Source organism: Alteromonas sp. AWQ4_252 (assembly GCF_056158205.1).
Genome location: NZ_JBSWSV010000001.1, coordinates 4,235,929 through 4,261,144 on the forward strand (window position 1 = coordinate 4,235,929; position 25,216 = coordinate 4,261,144).

At 51.3% G+C, this 25,216-nt stretch carries 19 protein-coding genes; 5 read left to right on the forward strand and 14 right to left on the reverse strand.

The features are described 5' to 3' along the window. Positions 1–129 precede the first annotated feature (129 nt). The 6 genes from ACXACM_RS18620 to ACXACM_RS18645 all read right to left on the reverse strand — a co-directional run bounded on the left by ACXACM_RS18620 (position 130) and on the right by ACXACM_RS18645 (position 8,309). Complete coding sequence (locus tag ACXACM_RS18620) at positions 130–3,258, reverse strand: efflux RND transporter permease subunit (protein ID WP_474823621.1); 3,129 nt, start codon at positions 3,256–3,258, stop codon at positions 130–132. Between the two features lie 11 nt (positions 3,259–3,269). After that, positions 3,270–4,523: an efflux RND transporter periplasmic adaptor subunit gene (locus tag ACXACM_RS18625; protein ID WP_474823622.1), complete on the reverse strand. Its 1,254-nt coding sequence runs from the start codon at positions 4,521–4,523 to the stop codon at positions 3,270–3,272. 1 nt (position 4,524) lies between these two features. Then, a complete protein-coding gene (locus ACXACM_RS18630; protein ID WP_474823624.1) occupies positions 4,525–5,748 on the reverse strand; it encodes a TolC family protein in 1,224 nt (407 codons plus the stop codon). A gap of 65 nt (positions 5,749–5,813) precedes the next feature. Then, complete coding sequence (locus ACXACM_RS18635) at positions 5,814–6,116, reverse strand: hypothetical protein (protein ID WP_474823625.1); 303 nt, start codon at positions 6,114–6,116, stop codon at positions 5,814–5,816. A gap of 63 nt (positions 6,117–6,179) precedes the next feature. Further along, the gene (locus ACXACM_RS18640) at positions 6,180–7,031 is read right to left on the reverse strand and encodes a GNAT family N-acetyltransferase (RefSeq protein ID WP_474823626.1); all 852 of its coding nucleotides are present in this window, start codon (positions 7,029–7,031) and stop codon (positions 6,180–6,182) included. Positions 7,032–7,145: 114 nt separating this feature from the next. Further along, positions 7,146–8,309: a M20 aminoacylase family protein gene (locus ACXACM_RS18645; protein ID WP_474823628.1), complete on the reverse strand. Its 1,164-nt coding sequence runs from the start codon at positions 8,307–8,309 to the stop codon at positions 7,146–7,148. A gap of 273 nt (positions 8,310–8,582) precedes the next feature. Between ACXACM_RS18645 and ACXACM_RS18650 the strand changes: the two genes are divergently transcribed. Together ACXACM_RS18650 and ACXACM_RS18655 are read left to right on the forward strand one after the other, a co-directional pair. After that, positions 8,583–10,049 carry an aldehyde dehydrogenase family protein gene (locus ACXACM_RS18650; RefSeq protein ID WP_474823629.1) on the forward strand — a complete coding sequence of 489 codons (1,467 nt, stop codon included), beginning with the start codon at positions 8,583–8,585 and terminating at the stop codon, positions 10,047–10,049. Positions 10,050–10,075: 26 nt separating this feature from the next. After that, on the forward strand, positions 10,076–11,398 hold the full coding sequence (locus tag ACXACM_RS18655) for an NAD(P)/FAD-dependent oxidoreductase (protein ID WP_474823630.1): 1,323 nt from the start codon (positions 10,076–10,078) through the stop codon (positions 11,396–11,398). A gap of 200 nt (positions 11,399–11,598) precedes the next feature. Here the strand turns inward: ACXACM_RS18655 and ACXACM_RS18660 are convergent, their stop codons facing one another. Genes ACXACM_RS18660 through ACXACM_RS18685 form a run of 6 tightly spaced genes read right to left on the reverse strand, consistent with a single transcriptional unit; the run spans position 11,599 to position 18,793 of the window. Further along, the gene (locus ACXACM_RS18660) at positions 11,599–13,380 is read right to left on the reverse strand and encodes an ABC transporter ATP-binding protein (RefSeq protein WP_474823632.1); all 1,782 of its coding nucleotides are present in this window, start codon (positions 13,378–13,380) and stop codon (positions 11,599–11,601) included. Between the two features lies 1 nt (position 13,381). Further along, positions 13,382–14,206 (reverse strand): ABC transporter permease, encoded by an 825-nt coding sequence (locus ACXACM_RS18665; protein ID WP_474823633.1) that lies wholly within the window; start codon positions 14,204–14,206, stop codon positions 13,382–13,384. A 5-nt stretch (positions 14,207–14,211) separates the two neighbouring features. Further along, positions 14,212–15,168, reverse strand: a complete 957-nt coding sequence (locus ACXACM_RS18670; RefSeq protein ID WP_474823634.1) for an ABC transporter permease — start codon at positions 15,166–15,168, stop codon at positions 14,212–14,214. A 19-nt stretch (positions 15,169–15,187) separates the two neighbouring features. Continuing rightward, on the reverse strand, positions 15,188–16,795 hold the full coding sequence (locus ACXACM_RS18675) for an ABC transporter substrate-binding protein (RefSeq protein ID WP_474823635.1): 1,608 nt from the start codon (positions 16,793–16,795) through the stop codon (positions 15,188–15,190). A gap of 40 nt (positions 16,796–16,835) precedes the next feature. Further along, entirely contained in the window at positions 16,836–18,113 is a 1,278-nt protein-coding gene (locus ACXACM_RS18680) for an NAD(P)/FAD-dependent oxidoreductase (protein WP_474823636.1), read from the reverse strand. Positions 18,114–18,121: 8 nt separating this feature from the next. Continuing rightward, positions 18,122–18,793: a haloacid dehalogenase type II gene (locus tag ACXACM_RS18685; RefSeq protein WP_474823637.1), complete on the reverse strand. Its 672-nt coding sequence runs from the start codon at positions 18,791–18,793 to the stop codon at positions 18,122–18,124. Positions 18,794–19,318: 525 nt separating this feature from the next. On the opposite strand from ACXACM_RS18685, the gene ACXACM_RS18690 reads away from it, so the two are divergent. From ACXACM_RS18690 to ACXACM_RS18700, 3 genes are read left to right on the forward strand one after another with little or no spacing between them, the layout of a single operon-like run. Then, positions 19,319–20,695: an aminotransferase class III-fold pyridoxal phosphate-dependent enzyme gene (locus ACXACM_RS18690; protein ID WP_474823639.1), complete on the forward strand. Its 1,377-nt coding sequence runs from the start codon at positions 19,319–19,321 to the stop codon at positions 20,693–20,695. Further along, entirely contained in the window at positions 20,695–21,774 is a 1,080-nt protein-coding gene (locus ACXACM_RS18695; protein ID WP_474823640.1) for a tartrate dehydrogenase, read from the forward strand. The genes ACXACM_RS18690 and ACXACM_RS18695 overlap by 1 nt, the downstream gene beginning before the upstream one ends. Further along, complete coding sequence (locus ACXACM_RS18700) at positions 21,771–23,255, forward strand: NAD-dependent succinate-semialdehyde dehydrogenase (RefSeq protein WP_474823641.1); 1,485 nt, start codon at positions 21,771–21,773, stop codon at positions 23,253–23,255. Before ACXACM_RS18695 ends, ACXACM_RS18700 begins: the two co-directional genes overlap by 4 nt. A gap of 74 nt (positions 23,256–23,329) precedes the next feature. Here ACXACM_RS18700 and ACXACM_RS18705 read toward each other — a convergent pair whose 3' ends face one another. Further along, a complete protein-coding gene (locus ACXACM_RS18705; protein ID WP_474823643.1) occupies positions 23,330–23,524 on the reverse strand; it encodes a CopD family protein in 195 nt (64 codons plus the stop codon). 497 nt (positions 23,525–24,021) lie between these two features. Further along, complete coding sequence (locus tag ACXACM_RS18710; protein WP_474823644.1) at positions 24,022–25,185, reverse strand: acetyltransferase domain-containing protein; 1,164 nt, start codon at positions 25,183–25,185, stop codon at positions 24,022–24,024. Positions 25,186–25,216: the final 31 nt, after the last annotated feature.

The following is a 25,216-nucleotide window of genomic DNA, read 5'->3' on the forward strand; positions in this document are numbered from 1 at the left end:
CAGCCCGCTCTCTGACAGACTGCGATAGTAGATTCAACCAGTATAAGCGGGTCGCCCCGGCAGCTTTCGCCAAATCGGCAAGGCTGCGGGGCATAATGATTGTCTTGTCAGATAAAATTCAGACAATAATTACGCGTTTGTTTTCACTTTGGCAAACCAGGGATAGAGCGTGGGTAACACCACCAATGTAAGTAGCGTTGAGCTGATAAGCCCCCCAACAATCACTGCTGCCAGAGGCTTCTGGATTTCAGCCCCCTGCCCGTTGGAAAGTAGCATGGGGATCAACCCGAGTGCAGAGGTCAGTGCGGTCATCAGTACTGGCCGGAGTCGAGAGCATGCTCCGGAAATAATCGCCTCCATCGCATCCACTTGATTATTAAGCCTGAGATTCAGACTCTCCACCATTACCACACCGTTTAACACCGCAACCCCGAACAGGGTGATAAAACCCACTGAGCTTGGCACTGAAAGATAGTGACCACTCACATACAAAGACAGTACCCCGCCCACCGCAGCCAGCGGAATATTTATCATGATCAGAGCCACTAGCCGTACGTTAGTAAATGCGAAATACAGCAATAGCGCAATCATCAGTAAAGACACAGGCACCACAAGCGTCAGGCGCTGCATGGCGCGCTGCTGATTTTCAAACTGACCACCAATCTGCACCGCATAGCCACCCGGAAGCGAAACCTGAGAATCGATGGCGTCATGAATATCGTTGACCACGCTGCCCATGTCACGACCGTCAACGTTGGCCTGGATCACCACTCTGCGCTGCACATCGTCCCGTCGTATTTGCGGCGGACCAGACTCTATCGCCACCGATGCCACATCTTTCAGCCGTATCCAGGCGCCCTGTGCACTGAGCAAGCGCAGCTCGTTAATGGCATCAATATTATCGCGGAACGATTCGTTGTAGCGCACCACAATATCGTATCGCTCGTTACCGCTGATGATTTGTCCTGCTGATGCGCCACCAATGCCCTGCTGCACCAGATCCATCACATCTGCCACGTCCAGGCCATAGCGACTCAGCTGTCTGCGATCAGGCCGAACCACTAATTGGGCCTCACCGCTGATTTGCTCCATGGCCACATCCCGGGCGCCAGGAATGCGCGCCACGGCGTCGGTGATTTGCTGTCCATAATCAGCCAGCATATCCAGATCAGGGCCAAACAGCTTAATTGCCAGCTCCGCCTTCACCCCGGATAACAACTCGTCTACCCTTGTAGAAATGGGCTGTGAAAAGTTGAACAGTAAGCCCGGATGCATTTCAAGTTTGCGGCCCATGGCTTCCTGCAAGCCCACGCGACTTGACGCGGTTTGCCACTCATCCACCGGCTTAAGGCCAATATAAATTTCAATATTGTTGACCGGCTCAGGATCACCACCAATTTCTGCGCGGCCAATTTTGCTAACCGCATACGTAACCTCAGGAAATTCCAGCAGCATTTTTTCCAGTTTTGGCGCGACCCCCAAGGCGGTATCTAAACTGGCAGAAGGGGCCAACGTAACCCGCAAGTTAATGGTGCCTTCCTCCAGTTCAGGCGCAAACTCTGTCCCCAATTGTGGAATGAGTAAACCTGTTATGGCCACCTGCGCCAGCGCAATACCAACAACGGCTTTACGATGATACATGGAGAGAGAGAGGAGTCGTGTGTAGGCTGCCTCCAGCTTCAGCAGCACAGGATTAGCGCGCTGCACTACAGGACGCGCCTTAAGCAGATATACCGACAACACCGGAACGAAAACAAGGGCAACAACAACCGCGCAGACAAGTGCCAGCATAATGGCGATAGCCATAGGCTGAAACAGCTTCGCCTCTACCCCTTCAAAGCTGAACAGCGGCGTAAATACCACCAGAATAATCAGTGTGGCAAAAAACACCGGCCGTGCCACTTCCTGAGCGGCACTGACTACCAGTTCGATAATATTCCCACCGGCAGTGCTATCTTTCGGCAGCTTCTGATAAATATTTTCCACCACCACCACAGAGCCATCCACCAGCATGCCTATAGCCACCGCCATACCGCCCAGTGACATCAGGTTGGCAGAACCCCCCAGCATACTGAGCATGGCCAGCGCCAGACCAATAGACACAGGAATGGAAATCAGCACCAGTAATGTAGCCCGCACACTCAGTAGAAACAGCGCCAATACCACCACGATAAATAAAAATGCCAGCAGCAGTGCGTTGACCACGGTATCCACCGCCTGACGAATTAAATCAGCCTGGTCGTAGTAGGGCTCAAAGCGTACACCATCCGGCAGTGCTGCGTTGATAAGGTCGATGCGCTGGTTAATGCCTTGAATGGTGGAATTGGTATTTGCCCCCATGCGTTTAAGCACCACGCCGGATACCACTTCGCCCCGGCTTTCCACCTTGCCCTGCTCATCTTTCAGCGACATGGTTACCGCCCCCTGGCGGATTTCACTGCCCATTTCCACTGCGGCTACATCGCCCACCGTGATAATGGCTGCACCTTCGGTTTTCAGTGGGATCTGTCTTATTTCATCCAATGCCGCCTCACCGGAAGACAGCCAGCCGGTTCCCCGAATCACCAGTTGTTCCGGCCCTCGTTCCATATACCAGCCACCAGCATTATTGTTATTACGAGAAAGGGCTTCCACCACATCCTTTTGGGTAAGGTTGTAAGACAATAAGCGGTTAGGCCAGAGATTCACCTGATACTGGCGAACATGACCTCCGAAAGACAGTACTTCAGTAATACCATCCACCGGCATCAGCAGCAGTTTAATGAGGTAGTCATTCAGACTGCGCAGCGCCATACTGTCGTAGCCCGAGTCCTCATCGGCAATCAGCAGGTACTGGTAAACCTGACCCAGTCCCGAGGTGTTCGGGCCGATAGCCGGCATGCCAATACCTTCGGGGATCATGTCTGCGGCGATTTGCAATCGCTCAAACACCAGCTGACGAGCAAAGTACACATCGGTGCCCTCGCGAAACACCACCGTTATGCCGGATAAACCGGTTTTCGAAATAGAGCGCACTTCTTCCACATCGGGCAGCGCATACATCACGGCCTCAATGGGATAGGTGATAAGTTGCTCTACTTCTTCAGCAGCCAGGCCCGGCGCTTCGGTATTAATGGCAACCTGAATGTTGGTCACGTCAGGAAACGCATCCAGGTTCAGCCGGGGGATCATCAGCGCGGCAAAGGCACACAAGCCCGCCAGCACCAGAAGTACAATCAGACGCAGTTGTACTGCGCGATTAATTAAACCTGCAAACATACTGAGTCCTGTTAGTGGTTGTGTGGATCAAAACCGCCTTTGGCGATTTCTGAAGCAACGAAAAAGGCTCCACGGCTAACGTAGGTTGTACCTGCGCTGACACCGTTTACCGCCTGCCATTCGCCGAACTTAGGCCCCAGCGTCACGGTTACCGGTGACAGGTCGCCGTCTTCGGTTTCGGTAAAAATCTGCCACTCTCCGTCGGCGTCCCGCATCAGTGCAGATTGCGGCACAGCCAGTACACCTTGAGTTTCCGGGCCGTTGAAATAAATGTCAGCAAACATGCCGGAATGAAACCGGTGCGCGGTGTTATCCAGTTCTAGCCGCACTGTGCGGGTACGGCTTACCGGATCAATGGTGTGGGATTCCTGAGTAACTATGGCTCTCGCAGACATGTCACCCACTATCACGCTGGCCTCGTCGCCGAGCGCGAGGTGCAGATCGTTTTGTGCCGACAAGCGGGCTTCCACCCACAGGTGGGCTTCATCAGACAACAGCATCAGCGGTTGTCCGGGTTCAATACGCTGCCCCTGATTAAAATCATCGGTCATGATGAGGCCGCTCGTCTGCGCGGTGAGAGTATATTCGCCCAGCGGGTAGCGCTCGTTCTTTTCAATAAGTTCGATGGTGGAAGCAGAAAGGCCAAGCGCCTGCAAGCGCCGACTGGCGGCGTTGTAATTGGTTCGCGCCTCAATGAAACGTTTTTCCCCCACTGCACGCTGCCCTAGCTTGCTGACCCGCTGCCACTCAACATAGGTTTGCTGAAGCTGGCTTTGCGCGTTAATCATTTCCTCACTGAACAAGGTAACCAGCGGCTGCCCGGCACTGACCTTCTCGCCCAATGCGGCGTGACGAGCAGTCACCACCGAACTCACCCGAGGGGAAATAATGTAGCTGCGGTAACCGTTCACCTTTATCTCACCGGGCGCATAGACCTGCTGACTCAGTGATATCGGCGACAGCACTTCCAGATGAATGTCTGTCAGGTCACGCTGCGCTTCAGAAAGGGCCACTTCGATCTGCTCTCCATGGCCGCCATGGCCATGTTCGTCATGTTCGCTTTCATGCGCAGCTTCAGCGGGTGTATTAGCATTATTGTTAGCACCGTGCTCCTGCGCGCCGGCTTCTTTGTGATGTTGCTCTCCCTCATCAGAATGCTCGCCATGAGCAGGTTCATGTGACAGATGGCTTTGCCCGAAAACCGGAGAAATATTCAGTACAGCGAGCAAACTCACTGTTTTCAATAAAGTTGGTAAATCCTTCATGTTACTGCTCCTGTGATTTCAAGGAAGATATGTGATCTGCCAGACGGGCAGTGATATGCAGATATTCGATTGTGGCAAGCTGAAAGTTACCTTTAAGTGTAAGAGCGGCCTGCATGCCGTCTCGCAACTGTTGCACCTGCCATTGATAATCAGAAAGGCTTAAGTCGCCTTGTGCATAGCGCGACTGAAGCACCTTTACCTCATTGGCAAGATCGTCTTCATGCAATGCCTGCCACTGCAGAAAGCGCTCTCTGCTTTGTTTTAAACGCAGGGCGGCATTGTCGAGGGCTTCTTTGGTGCTACGCATTAGTGCATGCATTTCCTGCTCGCTGACCATCGCGGTCTCACGGGCGGCATCATTAACTTCTGAGTAGTCATTGCGCCACTGAAGCGGCACAGACAAATTGAGCGATACCAAAGACTCACCAGCCTGGCGGCCCACCCCAACACCGATATTCGGAACAGGTTTATTTGATTTCAGTTGCATGTCGGCGTTAGCCTGCGCGCTCAGCCAGTTAAGCCGCGCTTGTTGCATCACAGGTAGCCGGGATAATTCGATAGCGGCGATCCCTGGCAGTGTCTGCTGCCAGAATGCTTCGCTGACCGGATGACTCATAGCCTGCTCCCCAGCCAGTGCCTGTAGTGACTGCCTGGCATCCAGCCAGTCCTGCATGCGCTGATTTTCTACCACCATTCCCTGGCCAACCACGGCTTTCGCCATCGCTAATTCTGTATGGTTAACCTCACCAGCTTCAACTTGTGCGCGGGTCAGCTCAAGTAACTGTAGATCCTGCTCCACCTGAAGCTGGGCTAATGCATAAGCCTGCTCGCCCAGTGCGACCTGCACTTGCGCTCGCATGAGCTCTGCCAGTAAATCATTGGTGATAATGGTGACACCGAGTCGCCCTTGTTGGGCTAACAAATCGCCGAGTCCGGTACGAGATTGCTTTACATCCCACCAGTCGATATCGGACGACAGTCCTACCTGAAAATTGGTTTCACTGCCTTCCCGTTCAAGTGAACTATCGAAAGACGGGTTGTAAAGGGGACGGGCCATTGCTGCGGCGGAATATTCCGACGCAGTCATTTGATGTGTGTAAGCCTGCATGGAGGGATGCTGCCGCACTGTTTGCATTGCCCACTGCGACCAGGCAGCCGATTCCGTCGCACACAGCGGTGTACTGAGTGCGAGCAACAAGCCCGCACTTAAAAAGCGATGTTTCATTGAATTTATCTCTTAACGATGACAAGCACTCCGGCTTACGCCGAAGCATGAATTAAGCCTGTTAGCTAAGCGATAGGAGGTCGAAGCAGATTGCTCCAGTGGCCTTCCGTCAGAGGCTGAATAAGGGAATGACGGGGGTAAAACTGATTATCGGTATTCAGTGCTTTTACTGCTACGGGCAGGTAAATATGCTGCGCGCCGTGACAATGACAGCAGTGCTGACAATCGAGCCCGTATTTGTCAGTGGTTTTCAGGTCTTCCTGAAACTGAGAGCCGGGAATATCAACGACATCATTCAGCACATGAAAATCGGTATCCTGATGGGCGGCATGCGAATCGAAAACCACACTCATAGTCTGCGCGCTCAAAGAGAGCAGCAGGAATAAGATCAGTGATTTAAACGACCGGTTAAGCATACTGATGGCGACCTGTTATCCGAATGCCTGTGAAATAAGGCTGTAGATGTTAACACCGCTTTGCGTTGACGGCAAAAATTGACCTTTCACCATGATGCTGACTTTGTCGACCTCTGCCAGGCCCAAAGATTCCAGCCAGGGTTTGATCGACAGGGCCTTTTCGGTAAGGTCAAAACGGATAAATCCAGATTCGTCTGCCAGCAAGCGACTGATTAGCGCTCTGGCGGTGTCATCATTATCCGCCAGTACCGGACCGAGAGTTTGCCCGTGACCACTGGTCCGTAACATGGCAAAGCCCACCGCTTTATCGTCGTCATACGCAACCAGCCCTTTACCGGCTTGTGCCACTGCTGTAAGCAAAGATTCGCGATTGCATCCGTAAGCGTCGGCATCAAGAAGCAGTACATCACTCAGATTTGCAGCATTAATAGTTTCAATTTTCAGGCTGGTTTCTGTAGGTTCTGGCTGCGTGGCTAGCTCGCCCTGTACCTGATAAATAAATCCGCATTCTTCAAAGCCGCACTGCTGATAAAGGCGCTTCCCAGCCACGGTAGCGACTAACTGCAGACTTCGCGTGCCCGTCTGGGCCATTATTGTGTCCATTAATGTTCTGCCAAGTCCGTTACCCTGGCGCTCAGCGGGCACCACAACGAGACCAACGGTGGCGTAGTCGCTGCCATAATCCCACCACAGAATACAACCAGCGATTTCACCGTCAGCATCTTCAATAATGGAACCTTTACCCTGTGAAAAATGCAGTTCCCAGTCGCCCATTCGATGAGGCCATTTCACCTGCTGAGTGAACGTCAGGCAGGTGGCTAAATCAGTTTCGCGCATATCGCGAAGAGTAAAATTATTGGTGTCCATCGTTGCTCTTCATTAATCGTTGCAGTGTTTAATCAATTGCCATTCAGTGTATTGGCAACGACTCAGCAGATTTTGCTGTTTCATTTTGCCAAACCAGCTGAATCTGTGTTTTCTTTACCTGGCTAAAGGCAGATAATCCTCTACCAGCGCGACGTGTAATCTGACCCCAGTGGCAATGATGTCGTCATTAAAATCGTATGCCGGGTGGTGGAGCGGAATATGTTCCTCACCGGCCCCCTGTCCGAGCCACACATAGGCCCCTTCACAGGCCTGCAGCATAAAAGCGAAATCCTCAGAGGTAAATGCCGGTTCAGGGGCAGCTACCGCGTTGCCGATCTGTTGTGCAACCTGAAGCGCATGTTCGGCGGCTTCCGGGTCATTAATTGTGGCAGGGTAGTAACGCTGATAGTCGATATTAATTTCCGTGCCCGTTGCCATTGCTACGCCAGCGATAACCTGACGAACAGCAGTTTCGATCTGATCCTGCACCGCCGGATCAAAGGTGCGGACGGTGCCAGTGAGTGTAACTGTACCGGGTAACACGTTGTGAGAATTGCCTCCACCTATCTGGGTAACTGACAACACGGCAGTGGATGTAGGCGCGACGCGGCGTGAAACAATGGTATTTAGCTGAGACACCAACTCGCTGGCGGCCAGAATGGCGTCCGGGGTTTGATGGGGCACTGCGGCATGCCCTCCTCTTCCTTTTACTTCAATGGCAAATTTATCAGCTGCCGCCATGATTGGCCCCGGGCGAGTAGAGATGGTTCCTGCCGGTAAATCAGGCCAGTTGTGAAAGGCATAAACGCGGTCACAGGGGAAACGCTCAAAAAGGCCATCATCAATCATTGCCTTTGCCCCGGCCTGCCCTTCTTCGGCAGGCTGAAAAATAAAGTGGACAGTGCCATCAAACTGGCGAGTTCGTGCCAGATGCTGGGCAGCTCCAAGTAACATTGTAGTATGTCCATCGTGGCCGCAGCCATGAAAAACACCGTGACTGCAGCTGGCATAAGGTAGCCCCGTTTCCTCTACGATGGGCAGTGCATCCATGTCTGCACGAAGCCCAATAGTTCTACCTGAGTTGCCTGTCCGAAGCGTGCCAACTACGCCGGTTTTACCAATGCCGGTAGTGACTTCCAGCCCAATTTCCCGCAAACTTGCCGCTACTTTATCCGCCGTTCTGACTTCTTCATAAGCCAGCTCAGGGTTTGCATGAATATCACGCCGGAAGGTAATTAGTCCTTCAAGAAGATCCTCAATTCCGTTTTTTAGCTGCATGGTTGTTCTCCTGATCATGGACGTTTAGCCTCGGGAGGCTGGAAAAAAGCTGAATCGCAGGATGTCAGTGTAGCTTGCCGACAGTAATAAATTCGGCGTGTTTGCGATGCCCTATTCAATATAATTTGCTGTTGATACGGGGAAAGCGGCACCCCATGCTGCTTTATCGACAATATACTGGGTGTCACTATATTGCAGCAGGATCTGCCGCCTATCTGCTTTGCATCATGATACTGCCGCATGTCACTTAAAGAAATAAACAGGAAGCACATTATGAATAAACAACCCGTTGAGCAATATCTTGATAGTCGACGTCTATCGCAAGCCTACATCAACGGAGAATGGGTTGCATTAACTGAAGGCAAACCTTTTGATGTGATTAATCCTGCCACTGAAGCCCCCGCAGCCACCATCCAGCTGGGTAATGCCGACGATCTGAACAAGGCTGTTGCCGCGGCAAAAACAGCCTTTCCAGCCTGGTCTGCCACGTCGGTAGAGATCCGTCTTGCTTGTCTGGACCGGATTATTGAGCTGATTGAAGAGCGGGCTGAACTGCTTGCCAACCTGATGTCGCTGGAAATGGGAGCGACGCTTGCCTATGCCCGTAGCACACAGGTGCCACTTGCAGCAGCTCATATCCGCGTGGCCCGGGAGAACCTGGCTAAATACGCATTTACTGAAATGCGTGGCACGACTGCTGTAACCCGGGAACCCATTGGCGTTGCAGGGCTTATCACCCCATGGAACTGGCCGCTGTATCAGGTTACCGCAAAAGTAGGCCCGGCGTTAGCGGTTGGTTGCTCAGTGGTGCTTAAACCCAGTGAACTGTCGCCACTCAGCGCGCTGGCTTTTGCCCAGATCGTTCATGACGCTGGCGTGCCCGCTGGTGTCTTCAACCTGCTAAACGGTAACGGTGCCGATGTGGGAGAGCCCCTGGCTCGCCACCCGGATGTAGATATGGTGTCTTTTACCGGCTCCACACGAGCGGGCATACTGGTCGCTCAGGCAGCGGCTACGACAGTAAAACGAGTGGGCCAGGAACTGGGTGGCAAGTCGCCTAACATTCTCCTTCCTGATGCTGATTTTGCCAGCGCAGTCGGTCCTGGTGTACAGGCAGGTATGCGCAATAATGGTCAGTCGTGCAGCGCCCCCACCCGCATGCTGGTGCCCAGAGATCGCCTCGCTGAAGTAGAGAAGCTGGCAGTAGAAGCTGCTGAGTCAATTGTTATCGGGCTGGCTGACAATGAATTGGCCACCCATGGGCCGGTAGCTAACCGCCCTCAATTCGAACGCGTGCAAACCATGATCCAGCGAGGTATCGACGAAGGTGCGCGTTGTGTTACCGGCGGCACGGGCCGTCCCGAAGGATTTGACCGTGGCTTTTACACCCGCCCTACTGTTTTCAGCGACGTGACGCCTGACATGGATATCGCCCAGCAGGAAATCTTCGGGCCGGTACTTTGCCTGATCCCTTACGACGATATTGACCATGCCGTTGAAATTGCCAATAGCACCGTATTCGGATTAGCCGCTCACGTGCAGTCTGCCGACCTGAATGCAGCCAGAGATGTGGCTCGCAGAATCCGCAGTGGTCAGGTGTTGATTAATTATCCGGCCTGGGATCCTCAGGCTCCTTTCGGAGGCTGTAAGCAGTCAGGCAACGGCCGCGAATATGGCATTGAAGGACTGGAAGAATATCTGGAAGTAAAAGCCATCGTAGGCTTTGACGCCGAAGCGTAACCCTCTGCGAACAAGGTATCGAAATTATGTCTCCTCAACTAAAAAAAATCGCCAGTAATGAAAAGCTTCCTGACGAAGTCGATGTAGTCGTTATCGGCGGCGGTATCATTGGCGCAGCAGCCACTTATTTTATGTCGAAACAAGGCTATAAAGTTGCGCTGATTGAAAAAGGTCTGGTGGGCTGCGAGCAGTCCAGCCGGAACTGGGGCTGGTGTCGCCAGCAAAATCGTGATGAACGTGAGCTGCCCACATCCGGTCTGTCCATGCGCCTGTGGGATGAGATGTCCCGGGACATAGGGTTTGATCTGGGCTTCCGCCGTTGCGGATTGCGTTATGCCACTGACGATCCAAAGCAGTTAGCTCAATGGGATTCCTGGCGCGATTTGGCAAAGCAATACGACATCAACACAGTGATGCTGAATGCAAAAGAAGCCAATGAAATGATTCCTGCCAAAGGCCGTAACTGGATAGGCGGAGTACATTCTATCGATGACGGCAAAGGTGAGCCATCCATTGCTGCTCCCATGATTGCTGAAGGAGCCAGAGCACTCGGTGCGACCATCCATCAAAACTGTGCTGCCCGCGGCCTGGATATCAAAAATGGCAAAGTAGAAGGTGTGGTGACCGAAAAAGGCACCATCAAAACCAACCGCGTTTTATGTGCAGCCGGTGCCTGGGCATCGGCGTTCTGTCGTCATCATGGTATCAGTTTTCCGCAGGCCAGTGTGCGCCAGACGGCATTCAGAACCAAACCCATCACCAATATCGGTGAAGCAATTTATACCAGTAACGTAGCACTCACCCGTCGGCTGGATGGCAGCTACACGGTCGCCATCAGCGGTACGGCCTTGCTGGAATTTACTCCGCAGAGTATTCGCTACGCCAAGCCCTTTATGCCAATGTTTATGAAACGCATTAAAGCTATTCAAGTGAATTTAGGACGTTCATTCTTCAGCGGTCCGGAAGCATTTAATAGCTGGACCAATGACGGTATCTCACCGTTCGAGAAGATCCGTATCCTTGATCCTGCGCCGGTGAAAAGCAATTTGCGTAAAACGATGGAAACCGTTAAATCACTGTTTCCTGCACTTGCTGACATGGAAATGGCAGAAAGCTGGGGCAGTTATGTCGATTCAACACCAGATGCAATTCCGGTGATATCACCAATAGAACAGGTTGATGGATTTTTCCTTGCCGCAGGCACCTCTGCCCATGGTTTTGGTCTTGGACCTGGCCTTGCCCATCTTGCCGCGGATATGGTGTTGGGCAATAAGCCGGTGATTGATGCCAGTTCTTATCACTTGTCTCGTCTGCTGGATGGCTCGAAAATTCGCGTGGGCGCTATCTGAGTCACTTCACAGCAACTCCGTTGGCCGGGCTTTCATGCCCGGTTTTTTTACTTCAGATAAGACTCGCCGTGAAGTTTGGCAGCAGCACATTCACTCCAGGTTAAATAGCAAAGTTCCATTCAGAAATGGTGCAAGGAGAAATAAAAAGCCCGCGGTGAATGACAGCGGGCTTTCTAATTATGATTTACTTCAGTTCAGCATTAGCTCAACATTGCCTCATCCCGGTGACACAAAACAGACTTCCCGGAGGCGAGTTCACGCTTGGGAGGCGCATCCTGATCACACAGACCATCAAGCTTTACCGTGCATCTGTCACGAAAACGGCATAGGGTGTCGCTATTGGTAACTGGAATATTACGCGCAGCCTGGTCACGGTTGCGGCTATCCAGCCATTGAGGATCTAACGTCGGTACACTACTCACCAGCAAATCGGTGTACGGATGATACGGAGCTGACGCAAAAGATTCACCGCTGCCATGTTCCACCTTATTGCCTTTGTACAGCACCACCACTTCATCACACAGGCTCTTCACCGTTGAAATATCATGGCTGATAAACACAATTGCGATATTCAGTCTCGCCTGTAATTCCTCAAGTAGTTCGAGGATCGCTGCAGCGACAACGGTATCCAACGCTGATGTTACCTCATCACAGAGAATAACACTGGGTTCTGCAGCGAGTGCGCGGGCCAGATTAATGCGTTGTTTCTGACCGCCGGATAGCGCGCCACACTTACGTTCAGCGAGTTCCGCCGGCAGTTTAACCAGCTCGAGTAATTCAGCCACGCGACGTTTGCGTGCGTCTCCTTTCAAATCGTGGAAGAAAGTCAGTGGCCGGCCCAATATATCGCCAACGGTATGGGCCGGGTTCAGCGCCGTATCGGCATTCTGGAAAACCATCTGAATATGCTGACATTCATTTTTTTCACGTTCAGTAATTGATGAGAACAACTCTCGTTTATTCAGCAACATATAACCGCCAGATGCAGGCAACAATCCGGCAATCACTCTGGCGAAGGTGGATTTTCCCGAGCCGGATTCACCGATTATTCCCACAGTCTGCCCGCGACGAACCTTAAGGGAAATATCCGACAGAATGGGAATTTCTGGCTTGCCTTCTTTTGTAATTCTGCCGTAGCCCGCTTCGATGTTAGCGATTTCCAGTACCACGTCACTTTTGGTTTTATGCTGAACAGAATCATTGTCCTGAACGGCGCTGAGTAGCTGACGGGTATAGGCATGTTCAGCATTTTGCAGAATTTTATCGGTGGGGTTATTTTCCATTACCCTCCCTTTCTGCAGCACCAGAATACGGTCCGCCATCTGCGCTACAACGGCAAGATCGTGCGATACATAAACCGCTGTGGTATTGGTCGCTTTTACTGCCGCCTTGAAAGCTTTTAGTACGTCGACCTGAGTAGTCACATCCAGTGCGGTGGTGGGTTCATCAAAGATCACCAGTTCGGGATCGCAAATCAGCGCCATAGCCGCCATCAGTCGTTGCAATTGTCCGCCAGATACTTCATGGGGATAACGCTTGCCGATAGTTTCCGGCGACGGTAAAGACAGTTTACCAAACAGCATGACGGCTTTAGCTTCAGCCTCTTTACGTGACATCACGCCATGCAGCAAAGCGCTTTCTACCACCTGCTCAATTATTCTTCGTGAAGGGTTAAACGCCGCCGCTGCACTTTGCGCAACATAAGCCACTTTGCGGCCACGCAGAGCTGCAAGCTGGGCATCGGTTTTGTCTGCCATATTGTCGTTACCCACACTGACAACGCCACCGGTAATACGGCAGCCCGGGCGCGTATAGCCCAGCAGAGTCAGTGCGATAGTGGTTTTCCCCGAACCGGACTCACCGATCAGCGCCAACACTTCGCCACGTTGCAATGAAAAACTGACATCATCCACAATGGTAACAGGCTGCATAGCATCACCGGCCTGAACCTGTAAATTCTCAACTTTGATATGCGCTGCCATACTACTTCCCCTTTGCCGCATAGGTGGCGCCGCCACGTAAACTGTCAATCACCAGGTTCACGGCTATGGTTATCGTGGCAATCGCAAGAGCCGGTACAATAACCGCAGGCGCGCCTTCGGCCAGACCGGAAATATTTTCCCGTACTAATGAGCCAAGGTCCGCCTCTGGCGGTTGTACGCCCAGGCCGAGAAAACTCAGACTGCTTAACAGCAGTACTACAAACACAAACCGCAAACCAAAATCAGCCAGCATGGGGTGCAGAATATTTGGCAGAATTTCTTTCACTGCCAGATAAAGACGACTTTCCCCACGGGTACGGGCGACAGTAACAAAATCCATATTCGCCACATTTACTGCTAGCGCCCGGGCAATCCGGAATGCGCCAGGCATGTAACTGATCGCAGTAATGGTCAAAAGAATCGGCACTGACGAGCCAAATGCAGCGATCATTACCAGTGAAAAAATCTTGCTGGGAATGGAAATCAACGCATCCATAAACCGGGAAATCACTTCATCGGTACGAGGATGACTAACCGCTGAGTAGAGCGCAATCAGCGTACCCGACGAACAGGCCAGCGCAGCGGCAAGCAGAGGAATGAAAATTGTAAACCGGGCACCGTCCAGAATACGGCTGAACACATCGCGGCCAATATAATCGGTGCCGAGCACATGTTCACCGCCCAGCGGCTCAAACACATCATAGGCAACGATTTCGCTGGCCGAATACGGCGCCAGCCAGGGACCAAAGACCGCAATAAATATCCAGGCGGCTACCAGGACCGCACCAAGCTTCCCCGACAGGGGCATAGATTTAATGGCAGACAAAATGATTAGCCTCCGGTACGCAGTTTAGGGTTAGCGAGAATTGCAGAAATGTCAGCAATCAATACCAGAATCAGATAACCGGTACAGAACAGCATGGCGCACGCCTGCAGAAGCGGCATGTCGCGGTTGGTAACTGCATCGACCATCAGGCTGGCAACGCCCGGATAGTTAAAGATTACCTCAACAATGACAACCCCACCGAGCAGGTAAGAGAGACTCAGTGCCACTGCGTTAACGATGGGGCCTATGGCGTTGGGAAGTGCATGACGAAGTACCGCGCGGGATAATGGTGAACCTTTCAGCAGCGCCATCTCCACATAAGGCTGTGACAGTTGCTCGAGCACTGCTGCCCGGGTCATTCTGGCCATTTGTGCGCTCAGTACAATACACAGCGTGGCGACAGGCAGCGCAAAGGCGCGAAAATAGTCGTACAGTCCGGCATCGTCTGAAATATAAGACAAGGAAGGAAGCCAGTTCAGTTCCACAGCAAAAATCAATACAAAGATAGTGGCGAGTAAAAACTCAGGGATCGCTACCATGGTCAACGTGGCAATATTCATGACTTTATCGAGTCTTCTGCCGCTATGCATCGCGGCAACGATACCCAGAATCATCGCAAACGGCACGGCAATCACCGCTGTCAGCCCTGCAAGCAGGAGCGACTTGGACAGACGAGAGCTTATCAACTCACTGACAGGGCGAGAGTTTGCCAGAGACATGCCGGCATCACCGGTGACAAGCCCCCCTAGCCAGTTAGCGTACCGGGTAAGAGGAGGATCGTTCAGCCCGTATGCATCACGCAATGCAGCCACTGCCTCAGGGGTAGCGCTTTGTCCGAGCATTTCCTGGGCAGCGTCACCGGGCAATAGATTTGCGATGAAAAACACCACGGCGGAAACAATCAGTAATGTGATAAGAGACAGACCAATGCGTTTTACAATCAGCTGGAAAATGACCTTCATTTCAGACTCCTTAAGACCATTATGCGTCCAGCCAGACGTGTTCAGCGAAAAGGTAACCCATCAAACCACCAGTGGGGATGGGGAAGGTACCTTTAATACGCTTGTCATAGCCGTCGATAAGATTCATAAATACCGGAATACCAACGCTGCATTCATGATGAACCAGCTCCTGCATGTCCCAGTACATTTGCTTTCGTTTCGCTTCGTCGCCCTCGCCCCTTGCGGCAAGAAGCAGTTCATCGAACTGGGCATTGTTCCAGCCTGATTCATTCCATGGCGCATCGGACTTGTAGAACAGACTAAACAACTCATCCAGGCTAACCCGCGGGTTGATGTTGCCGTAGCCGAGAGGATGCTTCATCCAGTGATTCGACCAATACCCATCTGCGGGTACCCGGTTTATCCCGAAATGCATACCAGCTTCTATGCCTGCCAGTTGCAGTAAAGCGGCCATATCTACTGAGCCTTCAGCCGCCGGAGACGTGAACAGCGGCATACGCAAGCCACTCATTCCTGCCTTCTTCAAATGGAACTTGGCGCGGTCAATATCGTATGGACGCTGTGGCAGTTCGTGGTTGTAATATTTATGAGTGGGTGCCACAGGCTGATCGTTGGCAATGGTGGCATACCCCCGGAACAAGGCACGTTTAATAAGCTCCCTGTCCTGCATGTATTTAACCGCCAGAACAAAATCCGGGTTATTGGTTGGATAAGCATCCTGACGCATGATCAGGTTGGTATACAGGCTCGACTCAGTCTGCATCACATCGCAGGTACCGGAGCGTTTAACCCGTTTGGTTGAACGGGGATTGAGTGCCAGAGCCATCTGAATATCACCGGACAACAAGGCATTTACCCGGGACGACTCATCGGAAATTCCCACGAGCTCTATTTCGTCGAGATAAGGTTTGCCCGGCTTCCAGAAGTTGGGATTGCGGACGCCGATAGTCCGCACACCGGGAGAAAACTCTTTCAGGCGATATGGCCCGGTGCCATCAGCCGTTTCAGAAAAATCGGTGGTGCCGTCTGCCACAATACAAAAATTAGAGGATGCCAGCATGACAGGCAAGTCAGCATTCGGTGACTTCAGTGAAATACGCAGGGTGTCGGGACCTGTTACTTTTACACTCTCAAATTGAGCCGCAATGGGGGCTGCTCTTGATGTGATGGCGGGATCTTTATGCCGCAGCAGTGAATACACCACATCTTGTGGCGTCAGGCTTTTCCCGCTATGAAACGTTACGCCGCTACGCAGTCTGATATGCCAGTCTTTCTGATCCTCACTTTCCATGGTTTCGGCCAGCGCCAAATCGGCACCCAATTCACGATTAAACTGCGTCAGACCACTGTAAATCATGTAAATACGCACGTAATCGGTGCTGAGTGAGGCTTTTGCCGGGTCTAATGTATCCCGGGTTGACACCGAGTACGTCGCTACGCGAATACGTCCTCCCCGCTTAGGGGTTGCAGCAGGCTGCTCGCCGGCAATCTGTGCAAGCACGTGTGCCGGCAGAGCCAGTCCACTGGCGGCGGTAACGAGTCCCGCTGCGCCCAATGATTTTAACAAGGTTCGCCGACTAGTGGAGTGATGCCCTCTGAGGGCGGCGTCTAATTTATTATTGTTCATGATCGTCCCCTGAACATTGCGGCTCTGGCGTGCTCAATGCTTAATGTAGTTTATCCTGCATTTTGTAATACATGCCGACGAAAGGTAAAAACCAGGGTTTACCAAAATGAAGTGGTACAGCCGGCCAGTCATTAGTAACCCATGGACAGTCTGTAGATTTGCCATCAATGATATCGGCCATGACACCACCCATATGCAAAGCCATCTGCACGCCATGGCCACTGTAGCCCATGGCATAAAACAGGCCGTTGTGTTGACCAACTTTAGGCAGACGGTCAGCACTCATGTCTACCGTACCGCCCCAGCAATAATCAATGGGTGTACCGGCCAACTGGGGAAACATCTCGTGCAGCGACTGCTTTAATATTTCACCGCTTTTCAAATCTGACCGCTGATTGGAAACTGCAAACCTTGCCCGACCGCCAAACAGTAGCCGGCGATCAGGTGTTAGCCGGAAATAGTTGCCAATATTCTTGCTGGTCACATACGAGCGATTGCCGGGAAATAAGGATTCGCAGATTTTTTTATCCAGCGGCGCTGTGGTGATTGCAAAGCTACCCACCGGCACGATTCTGCGGCGGAACCAGCTGAATGGCCCGGGTCCACTGCCGCCGGTGGCAACCAGTACGGTCTTCGCGACAAGGGTCTGCCCGGGAGTATGTACCATCCACTGTTGCGGCCCTTTTTTATCAACTCTGATCACTGGCTGATGCTGGAACAGTGCTACTCCCTGCGCAATACAGCGAGTAGCCAGACCATGAACCATTTTGCCTACATGAAGCTGGGCGCCACTGGGAGTCAGCAAGCCACCATAAAACTGGTCGGAAGAAATTTCCTGCTGAAGCTGAGCGGCATCCAGTAACCTGGCCTGAGGATCCACTTCTTTAGTGAGCGCCTCATGGGTTCTCGCCAATTTATCAAAATGCTCGGGCTTCGCTGCCAGCTTAATTTTACCGGCGCGACGAAAATCACAGTCGATATCTTCGTTTTTTACCAAAGACTCAACCGAGTCCACCGCCTGATTGTAAAATTGATAAAATGCGCGCGCCTTGTCTTCACCGTAACTGGCCACCAGCCCAGCATAATCCTGAGCAGTACCGTTATTACACTGGCCTCCATTACGCCCGGAGGCTTCGCCGCCAACTATACCAGCTTCACACAACGCCACGCTCGCCCCGCGTTTTGCCAGAGCCAATGCAGAAGACAACCCGGTAAAGCCACCGCCAATCACCACCACATCGACAGATTGTGACGACAACGTCGTGTTTGTTGTATCGATAGTCGGTGCGGTATCCAGCCAGTAAGACGCGCTTTTCATATCAATCCTTATTCCAGACCAACTACACCGGGTAAACCGCGGATATCCTGAATTTCAGTGTAACCATAGAAAGGGTTTGCTGGCTCGTGGCCACGGTTTACCCAGACTTTGTTTTTAATGCCGATATCGTGAGCGGACATCAGGTCGTAACGGAAACTGGAGGAAACGTGGAGGATGTCTTCGGGGTTGCACCCCAGGTTATCCAGCATGTATTCAAACGCTTGCAAGCGCGGCTTATAAGCTTGCGCCTGTTCAGCGGTATACACGTGGGCGAAAGGTGCTTCCAGGTTCGCCACGTTCGAGTGAATCTGTTCGTTCATCGCATTGGACAAAATAACCAGTGGAATTTCTGCTGCAACTTTCTTCAGTGGCTCTACCACATCCGGGTGTGGGCCCCAGGTGGGTACGGCATTATAAATGGCAATGCTGTCTTCATCCCGGTACTCAATACTCCAAAGTTTACAAAGACGGGTAACAGCATTGCGTATCACTTCCTGATAAGGCTTCCATGCGCCAAGAACTTCATCGAGACGGTAAGCCGAAAAGTCTTTCACAAACTGTGGCATTTGCGCTTCAGTAATCCGATCGGCAAACAGTTTTTGGGCCATTGGCGCCATTTCAAAATAAATCAGGGTGCCGTAGCAGTCGAAACTAATATACTTGGGCTTAAATACACTCATTGTCGGTTCCACATGTTGTTATGTTGCTGTAAGTTCTAATTTGTTGTTTCAATCTTATTACACCATGCAGTGTCGCTTATTAAATGCCAAATTGAATCCGCTGAAAGCACACGTGAGCCTGTTTTACGGAGTCAATCAGCAGACTATGCTGTCGAACTAAACGTTAACGCGCCCCCTTTCTCTGTTCCACTTAACAGACTGAATCCCTTACAGCATATGCCGCCATGGCGTCGGTTGCGCAGGCACCTTTGTCTGTGATGAACGAGCGCGCTATCTGCATAATGTGTATTGATATCGTCTCTCAAACCGCACAGCAGATTTTGCTGAGAACAGATAAAAAACAACGTTTCGTCACTCTTCTTCCACCAGTTATGACAAATTTTAATCAACAAACACCGATAACATAGTCGTATAACCGGTGCCCGCTATTTTCCGGGTACAACTCTTCTGGCTATGTATATCAAGTGTGTGCGCTCTCTCGTAACGAGCATCTGCTCTGAACTATACTCAACATGGAACATAATCATGCAAACGCCTGCTTTGACAGACCTCGACAGTCGTTATCTCATTCATCCTGTATCTAACTTCCGTGATCACCAGAATAAGGGAGTCAAAATTCTGAAGTCCGGCGACGGCGTGTGGCTCACAGGCGCTGATGACGAAAAGTATCTGGACGCATTTGCCGGCCTATGGTGCGTAAACGTAGGTTATGGTCAGCAACGGGTAGTCGACGCTGCCGTTAAACAAATGAACACCTTGCCTTACGCTACCGGCTATTTCGGCTTTGGTAGTGAGCCGGCTATTGTGCTGGCTGAAAAGCTGATTTCAATCAGCCCGGCCTCGTTGCAACACGTGTATTTTTCTCTGGGTGGCACAGATGCTATAGACGCGGCAATCCGTTATATCACCCATTACTATAACGCCATCGGAAAGCCTGCAAAGAAACATATTATCTCCCTCAAACGTGGGTACCACGGCTCATCGGCCATGGGCTCAGGAATTACAGGGCTACCCGCTTTTCATGCGAACTTTGACGTGCCTACGCCATCGCAGCACCATATTAGCTGTCCGGATATTTATCGCGGAGACTTCGAATCAGCGGAAGCGCTAATCGCCGCATCCGTAAAAGAGCTGGAAGACAAGGTGGCAGAAATAGGTGCAGATAATGTGGCGGCTTTCTTCTGCGAACCCGTTATTGGCTCAGGTGGAGTGGTAGTGCCGCCAAAAGGCTGGCTGAAAGCCATTGAGCAAACCTGTAAGCGACTGGGCATTTTGCTGTTAGTAGATGAAGTCATCACCGGCTTTGGTCGCACCGGTAAAATGTTCGCCTGCGAACACGAGGATGTTCAACCGGACTTGATGACTGTTGCCAAGGGGCTCACTTCAGGATACGCCGCCATGGGCGCAGTGATGATGTCTGACGAAGTGTTCAGCGGTATTGCAGACGGCCCGAACAAAGCTGCCGTTGTTGGCCATGGACAAACCTATTCAGCCCACCCGGTAAGCGCAGCGGTTGCTCTGGAAGTGATCAGTATTTACGAAGAAGGCATGCTGGCTCACGCACAGGACGTTGAACCTTACTTTAAAGAAAAATTACAAGCATGCCTGAACCACCCATTGGTGGGGCATGTGCGTAACCTGGGTTTACTTGGGGCTATTGAACTTGTGGCAGATAAAGCGACAAAGCGTCCTTTCAATCCTTCTTTAAAGCTTAACGAAACCATTGCTGACATCGCCTGGAAACACAAACTTATTTTCCGGGCATTCGGTGACAACATTCTTGGTTTCGCCCCGGCGCTGTGCTTTACCGAGGCCGATTTTGATGTGCTGTTTGAGAGACTTCAACTTACCCTGGATGAAGTATTGGCACTGGATGCAGTAAAACAGGAGATGGCAGACTGATGACGACTTATCATATTGCAGTAATCGCCGGTGACGGTATTGGTAAAGAAGTTATGCCAGAAGGCCTGAAAGTGGTGCAAGCTGCCGCAGAGAAGTTTGGTCTGACACTGAACTTCCACCACTTTGACTGGGGCGGGTGTGATTATTACCAGCAGCATAACCGTATGATGCCGGAAGACTGGAAAGAACAGGTTAGCCAGATGGACGCTATTTATTTTGGCGCAGTGGGCTGGCCGGACACCGTTCCGGATCATATTTCTCTGTGGGGTTCTATTCTGACCTTCCGTCGGGAATTTGATCAGTACATCAACATGCGGCCGGTGCGTACATTTGAAGGGGTTAAGTGTGCGCTGTCCACTCCTAAAGCAAACGAGATTGACTTCCTCGTTGTGCGCGAAAATACCGAAGGGGAGTATTCCTCTATCGGTGGCATCATGTTCGAAGGAACAGAACGTGAAGTCGTATTGCAACAATCCGTTTTCAGTCGTCACGGCACCGACCGGGTACTGAAATATGCTTTCGAAACAGCGCAGCGACGCGAAGCGAAAAACCTCACCGTAGCCACCAAAAGTAACGGTATGGCAATCAGTATGCCGTGGTGGGATTCCCGTGCCGAGGCCGTCTCTGCAGATTACCCTGACATCAACTGGGATAAGCAACATATCGACATTCTTTCGGCTCGCTTCGTAATGAATCCGGAGCGTTTCGATGTGGTCGTAGCATCCAATCTGTTTGGCGATATTCTGTCAGACTTAGGCCCTGCATGTACCGGCACCATTGGTCTTGCACCGTCGGCAAATTTAAACCCGGAACGTAAATTCCCGTCATTGTTTGAACCTGTTCACGGCTCTGCACCGGATATTTTCGGTAAAAATATTGCCAACCCGATTGGCATGATTTGGTCCGGAGCGCTCATGCTTCGGTTCCTGACGGAAGACAGCGGCGACGGTGCAGCAGCACATGATGCCATTGTGACTGCAATTGAAGAAACGCTGAAAGGTTCTGTGCTAACACCGGATCTCGGTGGCTCTGCCAGCACCCAGGATATGGGCGACGCAATTGTGGCGAATCTGAAATGAGCCGTTTTGAAAACGATCTGGCTACATCGTTAAAAGAGCCCTCTTTGTTTTGCAGTCTTAACTTCATTAATGGCAAGTGGAAAAAGGCAGTTTCTCAGCAAACCTATGAAGTAGTAAACCCGGCTACCGGTGACAGCATTGCCGGTGTTGCTAATAGCGATGCCATTGATGCTGCAAACGCTGCCCGCTCAGCGCACAAAGCGTTCAGCAGCTGGCAGTTAACCACCCATCGTGAGCGTGCAAACCTGCTGGAAAAGTGGCACTCACTGATTGAGCAGCATAGCGACGATGTGGCTCGAATTATGAGCACCGAACAGGGTAAGCCACTGGCGGAATCCAAAGGCGAAATTGCCTACGGTGCCTCCTATGTGAAATGGTTTGCCCAAATGGCCATGCAGCTGCGCGGTGACATTCTTCCTGACACCGTGCCAGGCCGCCAGCAAACTGTAGAAAAGCGTCCGGTTGGCGTTGTCGCGGTGATTACACCGTGGAATTTCCCCTTTGCTATGCTGGCCCGTAAAATTGCTCCGGCGATAGCCGCTGGCTGTACCGTTATTGTAAAGCCCGCTGAAGATACGCCACTTACCGCTTTGGCTATGGCCAGGCTAGCGGAAATGGCCGGCTTCCCACCAGGTGTAATTAACGTCATTGCCGCGTCCCGTGAGCAAACCGCTATTGCCGTTGATGCCTGGCTGAAAGACGTACATGTTAAGAAAATCAGCTTTACCGGCTCCACGCAAGTCGGTCGCCACCTGGCTGAACGTGCCGCCAGCAGTTTGAAAAAGCTGTCGCTTGAACTCGGCGGTAATGCGCCCTTCATCGTGTTTGAAGACAGTGACATGGATGCCGCGATTAACGGCCTGTTAGCGGCAAAACTGCGCAACGGCGGACAAACCTGTGTATGTCCGAACCGTATTTACGTGGCCAATGCCATTTATGATGAATTTGCCAGCCGTCTGGTGGACAAAGTGGCGTCCATGAAAGTGGGCAACCCCTTCGACAGCGCCACACAGATCGGCCCGATGATCAATCAGAAAGCCATCGATAAAATTAGTCATCACGTGAAAGATGCGGAAGAGCACGGTGGGATCATTCTCTGTGGTAACACGGCACCCCGAGAAGGTTTGTTCTTTGAACCTGTTGTCATTGCCGAAGCAAATAACAAGATGGCATTGTTCAGTGAAGAAACCTTCGGGCCTGTTTTACCGCTGTTCCGTTTTTCTTCAGAAGAGGAAGCTATTGAAGAAGCCAACAACACGGAATATGGGCTTGCGGCATACTTCTACACCGAGAACCATAAGCGCATTCATCGTGTTAAACGGGCCTTGCAAGCTGGCGTCATTGGCGTGAATGAAGGTGCCGTGGCCAGCGAAGTAGCGCCTTTCGGTGGTGTAAAAGCTTCCGGATACGGACGGGAAGGTTCTCATTATGGGCTGGATGACTTTTTGCAGATTACTTATGTATGCGAGGGTAATCTTTAACCTGAAAAAGTTTTAGGAAAACAAAAAAGCGCCGTCGGCGCTTTTTTGTTGATATACGAAAAGTCCTGGTTCTCTCAGTGGGCAATGCCAATACTGTTGGTTAGCGCCGCCGTGATAGCCAACACCAGCCCCCCTACCACAGCCTCGGCAGTAATAGATTTACGCACTTTGCCGCAGTCCTGAGCCGAAGTAATACTCTCCACCAGCTTCCACTTGTGATGCGCGGCAAAGCATAACATCATGCAAACTAGTAGTAACTTCACGCCCATCACCCAAAAATAGACTGCCAGGCAATCTGCAGCATCAGAGGATCCACAATGCCTTTGAGTCCATCATCCAGCATTCAGCGGAACAACTGCAACTGCACCTATTACACCTAAAACCAGAAACAGCCATTGGCATTGCCACAGTCGCCGACCGAAAATACCTGTATGGTTAATAACTAAACGAGCATTGAACACGCCACGCATAGCAGCGATGCCAATGAAGTTGAAGATGCCCAGGTCAACTCGCTGGTGGCATCGACAACAGGTTCAAACCCGAAATCAACTTGCTTGCCGTTGCCGTCGGTTAGTTTCAGTTTAATAACCCGAACATCGCTGGAGAAAGAAAGGAACAGTTCCTCAGGAGTAACACCTACCTCTTCACCCGCAGCAGGTTAAGAATCGTTTAATTCTGTATGCGCCTGAACCAGGGCTGAAAAAAACAGCACACTCATCAACATTACCTTTAACACTTTCATACTATTTATTATCTTGTTATTTAGTCAGAAATACTTAACCAGCGGATTAGTACTGTTGTGTTTAAATTTGGCGAATGCTTTAGTTGGCCAGTACAACGCCAGTGCCAGCACAGCTGCAACCAGCCAGACCTGCCAGACATAATCGAACGCAAATAGATCACCATAGTTCGGACCTAACAGGTTCAGTGCAATTCGGTAGCCAACCAGAAGAATAAACAGATGAAGGATGTAGTAAAACATTGGCGCTGAGCCGAAAGTTTCGACGGCCTTACTTGCACGGTTATTCACATTTTCCAGCCCCGCGAGAACCAATAATGCGGCACCCAGTGTGAACAACACATAATCCAGTGATGGTGGGTATTTGGTATAGTTAAGAAATGACATTACTGTGTGAATAGCGTCTTGCTGAACCTCCCAAGGCAGCACTTCACCGTAGATATTCAGGCCACGAATAATGGCTAACAGACACCACATTGCCAGACCAATTTTTATCAGCGCTGACTGACGCTTTGCGCTATCTACAGCGCGTGAATAAATCGGCCCCATACAGAACCCTAGCAGGATCACACCTATCCACGGCAACACCGGGTAAGAGGCTTTAATGCGGAAACTTTCAGAGTCAAAAATGAAACCGCGATCATGCAGAACTGCCCATAAGGTGTATCCAGTTTCACCGGGCGCAAAGCTGATCGGACTTAACAGATTGTGTCCGGCTACAATGAGCACACCCAGGGCAAGAATCATTTTGTACGGTAACTTACAAAGTACTGACAGCGCGATCATGCTTATACCAATAGCCCACATTACCTGTAGCCATAACGTGTCGTAGGTTCCCATCCATAGCCAGTTAATAACCGCGATTTCAACGAACACGATAAACAGGCCGCGTTTGAACAGAAACGGCGTTGCTGAACGTGGCGCTTTATTATGTGGATGCGAATACAACCAGGCAGACAGTCCGGTCAGAAATACAAATACCGGTGCGCAAAAGTGAGCAGAAACACGGGTAAAAAATAATTGTGGACTGGTAGTATCCAGATCCATCGGGTCGCCAACATTTTGATGAAAAAAGAAGCGCTCACGCACATGATCAACCAGCATGAAGAGCATCACTAATCCACGCAGGATATCAATGGATGCGACCCGCTTTTTAACCACTGCGGCGGGGGTCTGAAAATCTGAACTCATAATGTCACCTGTATTTGTACTGCTATGGGCC

Coding starts and splice junctions, on each gene's coding strand:
- ACXACM_RS18620 (WP_474823621.1), bottom strand. CDS start 3,258: ATGTTTGCAGGTTTAATTAATCGCGCAGTACAACTGCGTCTGATTGTA.
- ACXACM_RS18625 (WP_474823622.1), bottom strand. CDS start 4,523: ATGAAGGATTTACCAACTTTATTGAAAACAGTGAGTTTGCTCGCTGTA.
- ACXACM_RS18630 (WP_474823624.1), bottom strand. CDS start 5,748: ATGAAACATCGCTTTTTAAGTGCGGGCTTGTTGCTCGCACTCAGTACA.
- ACXACM_RS18640 (WP_474823626.1), bottom strand. CDS start 7,031: ATGGACACCAATAATTTTACTCTTCGCGATATGCGCGAAACTGATTTA.
- ACXACM_RS18645 (WP_474823628.1), bottom strand. CDS start 8,309: ATGCAGCTAAAAAACGGAATTGAGGATCTTCTTGAAGGACTAATTACC.
- ACXACM_RS18650 (WP_474823629.1), top strand. CDS start 8,583: ATGAATAAACAACCCGTTGAGCAATATCTTGATAGTCGACGTCTATCG.
- ACXACM_RS18655 (WP_474823630.1), top strand. CDS start 10,076: ATGTCTCCTCAACTAAAAAAAATCGCCAGTAATGAAAAGCTTCCTGAC.
- ACXACM_RS18660 (WP_474823632.1), bottom strand. CDS start 13,380: ATGGCAGCGCATATCAAAGTTGAGAATTTACAGGTTCAGGCCGGTGAT.
- ACXACM_RS18670 (WP_474823634.1), bottom strand. CDS start 15,168: ATGAAGGTCATTTTCCAGCTGATTGTAAAACGCATTGGTCTGTCTCTT.
- ACXACM_RS18675 (WP_474823635.1), bottom strand. CDS start 16,795: ATGAACAATAATAAATTAGACGCCGCCCTCAGAGGGCATCACTCCACT.
- ACXACM_RS18680 (WP_474823636.1), bottom strand. CDS start 18,113: ATGAAAAGCGCGTCTTACTGGCTGGATACCGCACCGACTATCGATACA.
- ACXACM_RS18685 (WP_474823637.1), bottom strand. CDS start 18,793: ATGAGTGTATTTAAGCCCAAGTATATTAGTTTCGACTGCTACGGCACC.
- ACXACM_RS18690 (WP_474823639.1), top strand. CDS start 19,319: ATGCAAACGCCTGCTTTGACAGACCTCGACAGTCGTTATCTCATTCAT.
- ACXACM_RS18695 (WP_474823640.1), top strand. CDS start 20,695: ATGACGACTTATCATATTGCAGTAATCGCCGGTGACGGTATTGGTAAA.
- ACXACM_RS18700 (WP_474823641.1), top strand. CDS start 21,771: ATGAGCCGTTTTGAAAACGATCTGGCTACATCGTTAAAAGAGCCCTCT.
- ACXACM_RS18705 (WP_474823643.1), bottom strand. CDS start 23,524: ATGGGCGTGAAGTTACTACTAGTTTGCATGATGTTATGCTTTGCCGCG.
- ACXACM_RS18710 (WP_474823644.1), bottom strand. CDS start 25,185: ATGAGTTCAGATTTTCAGACCCCCGCCGCAGTGGTTAAAAAGCGGGTC.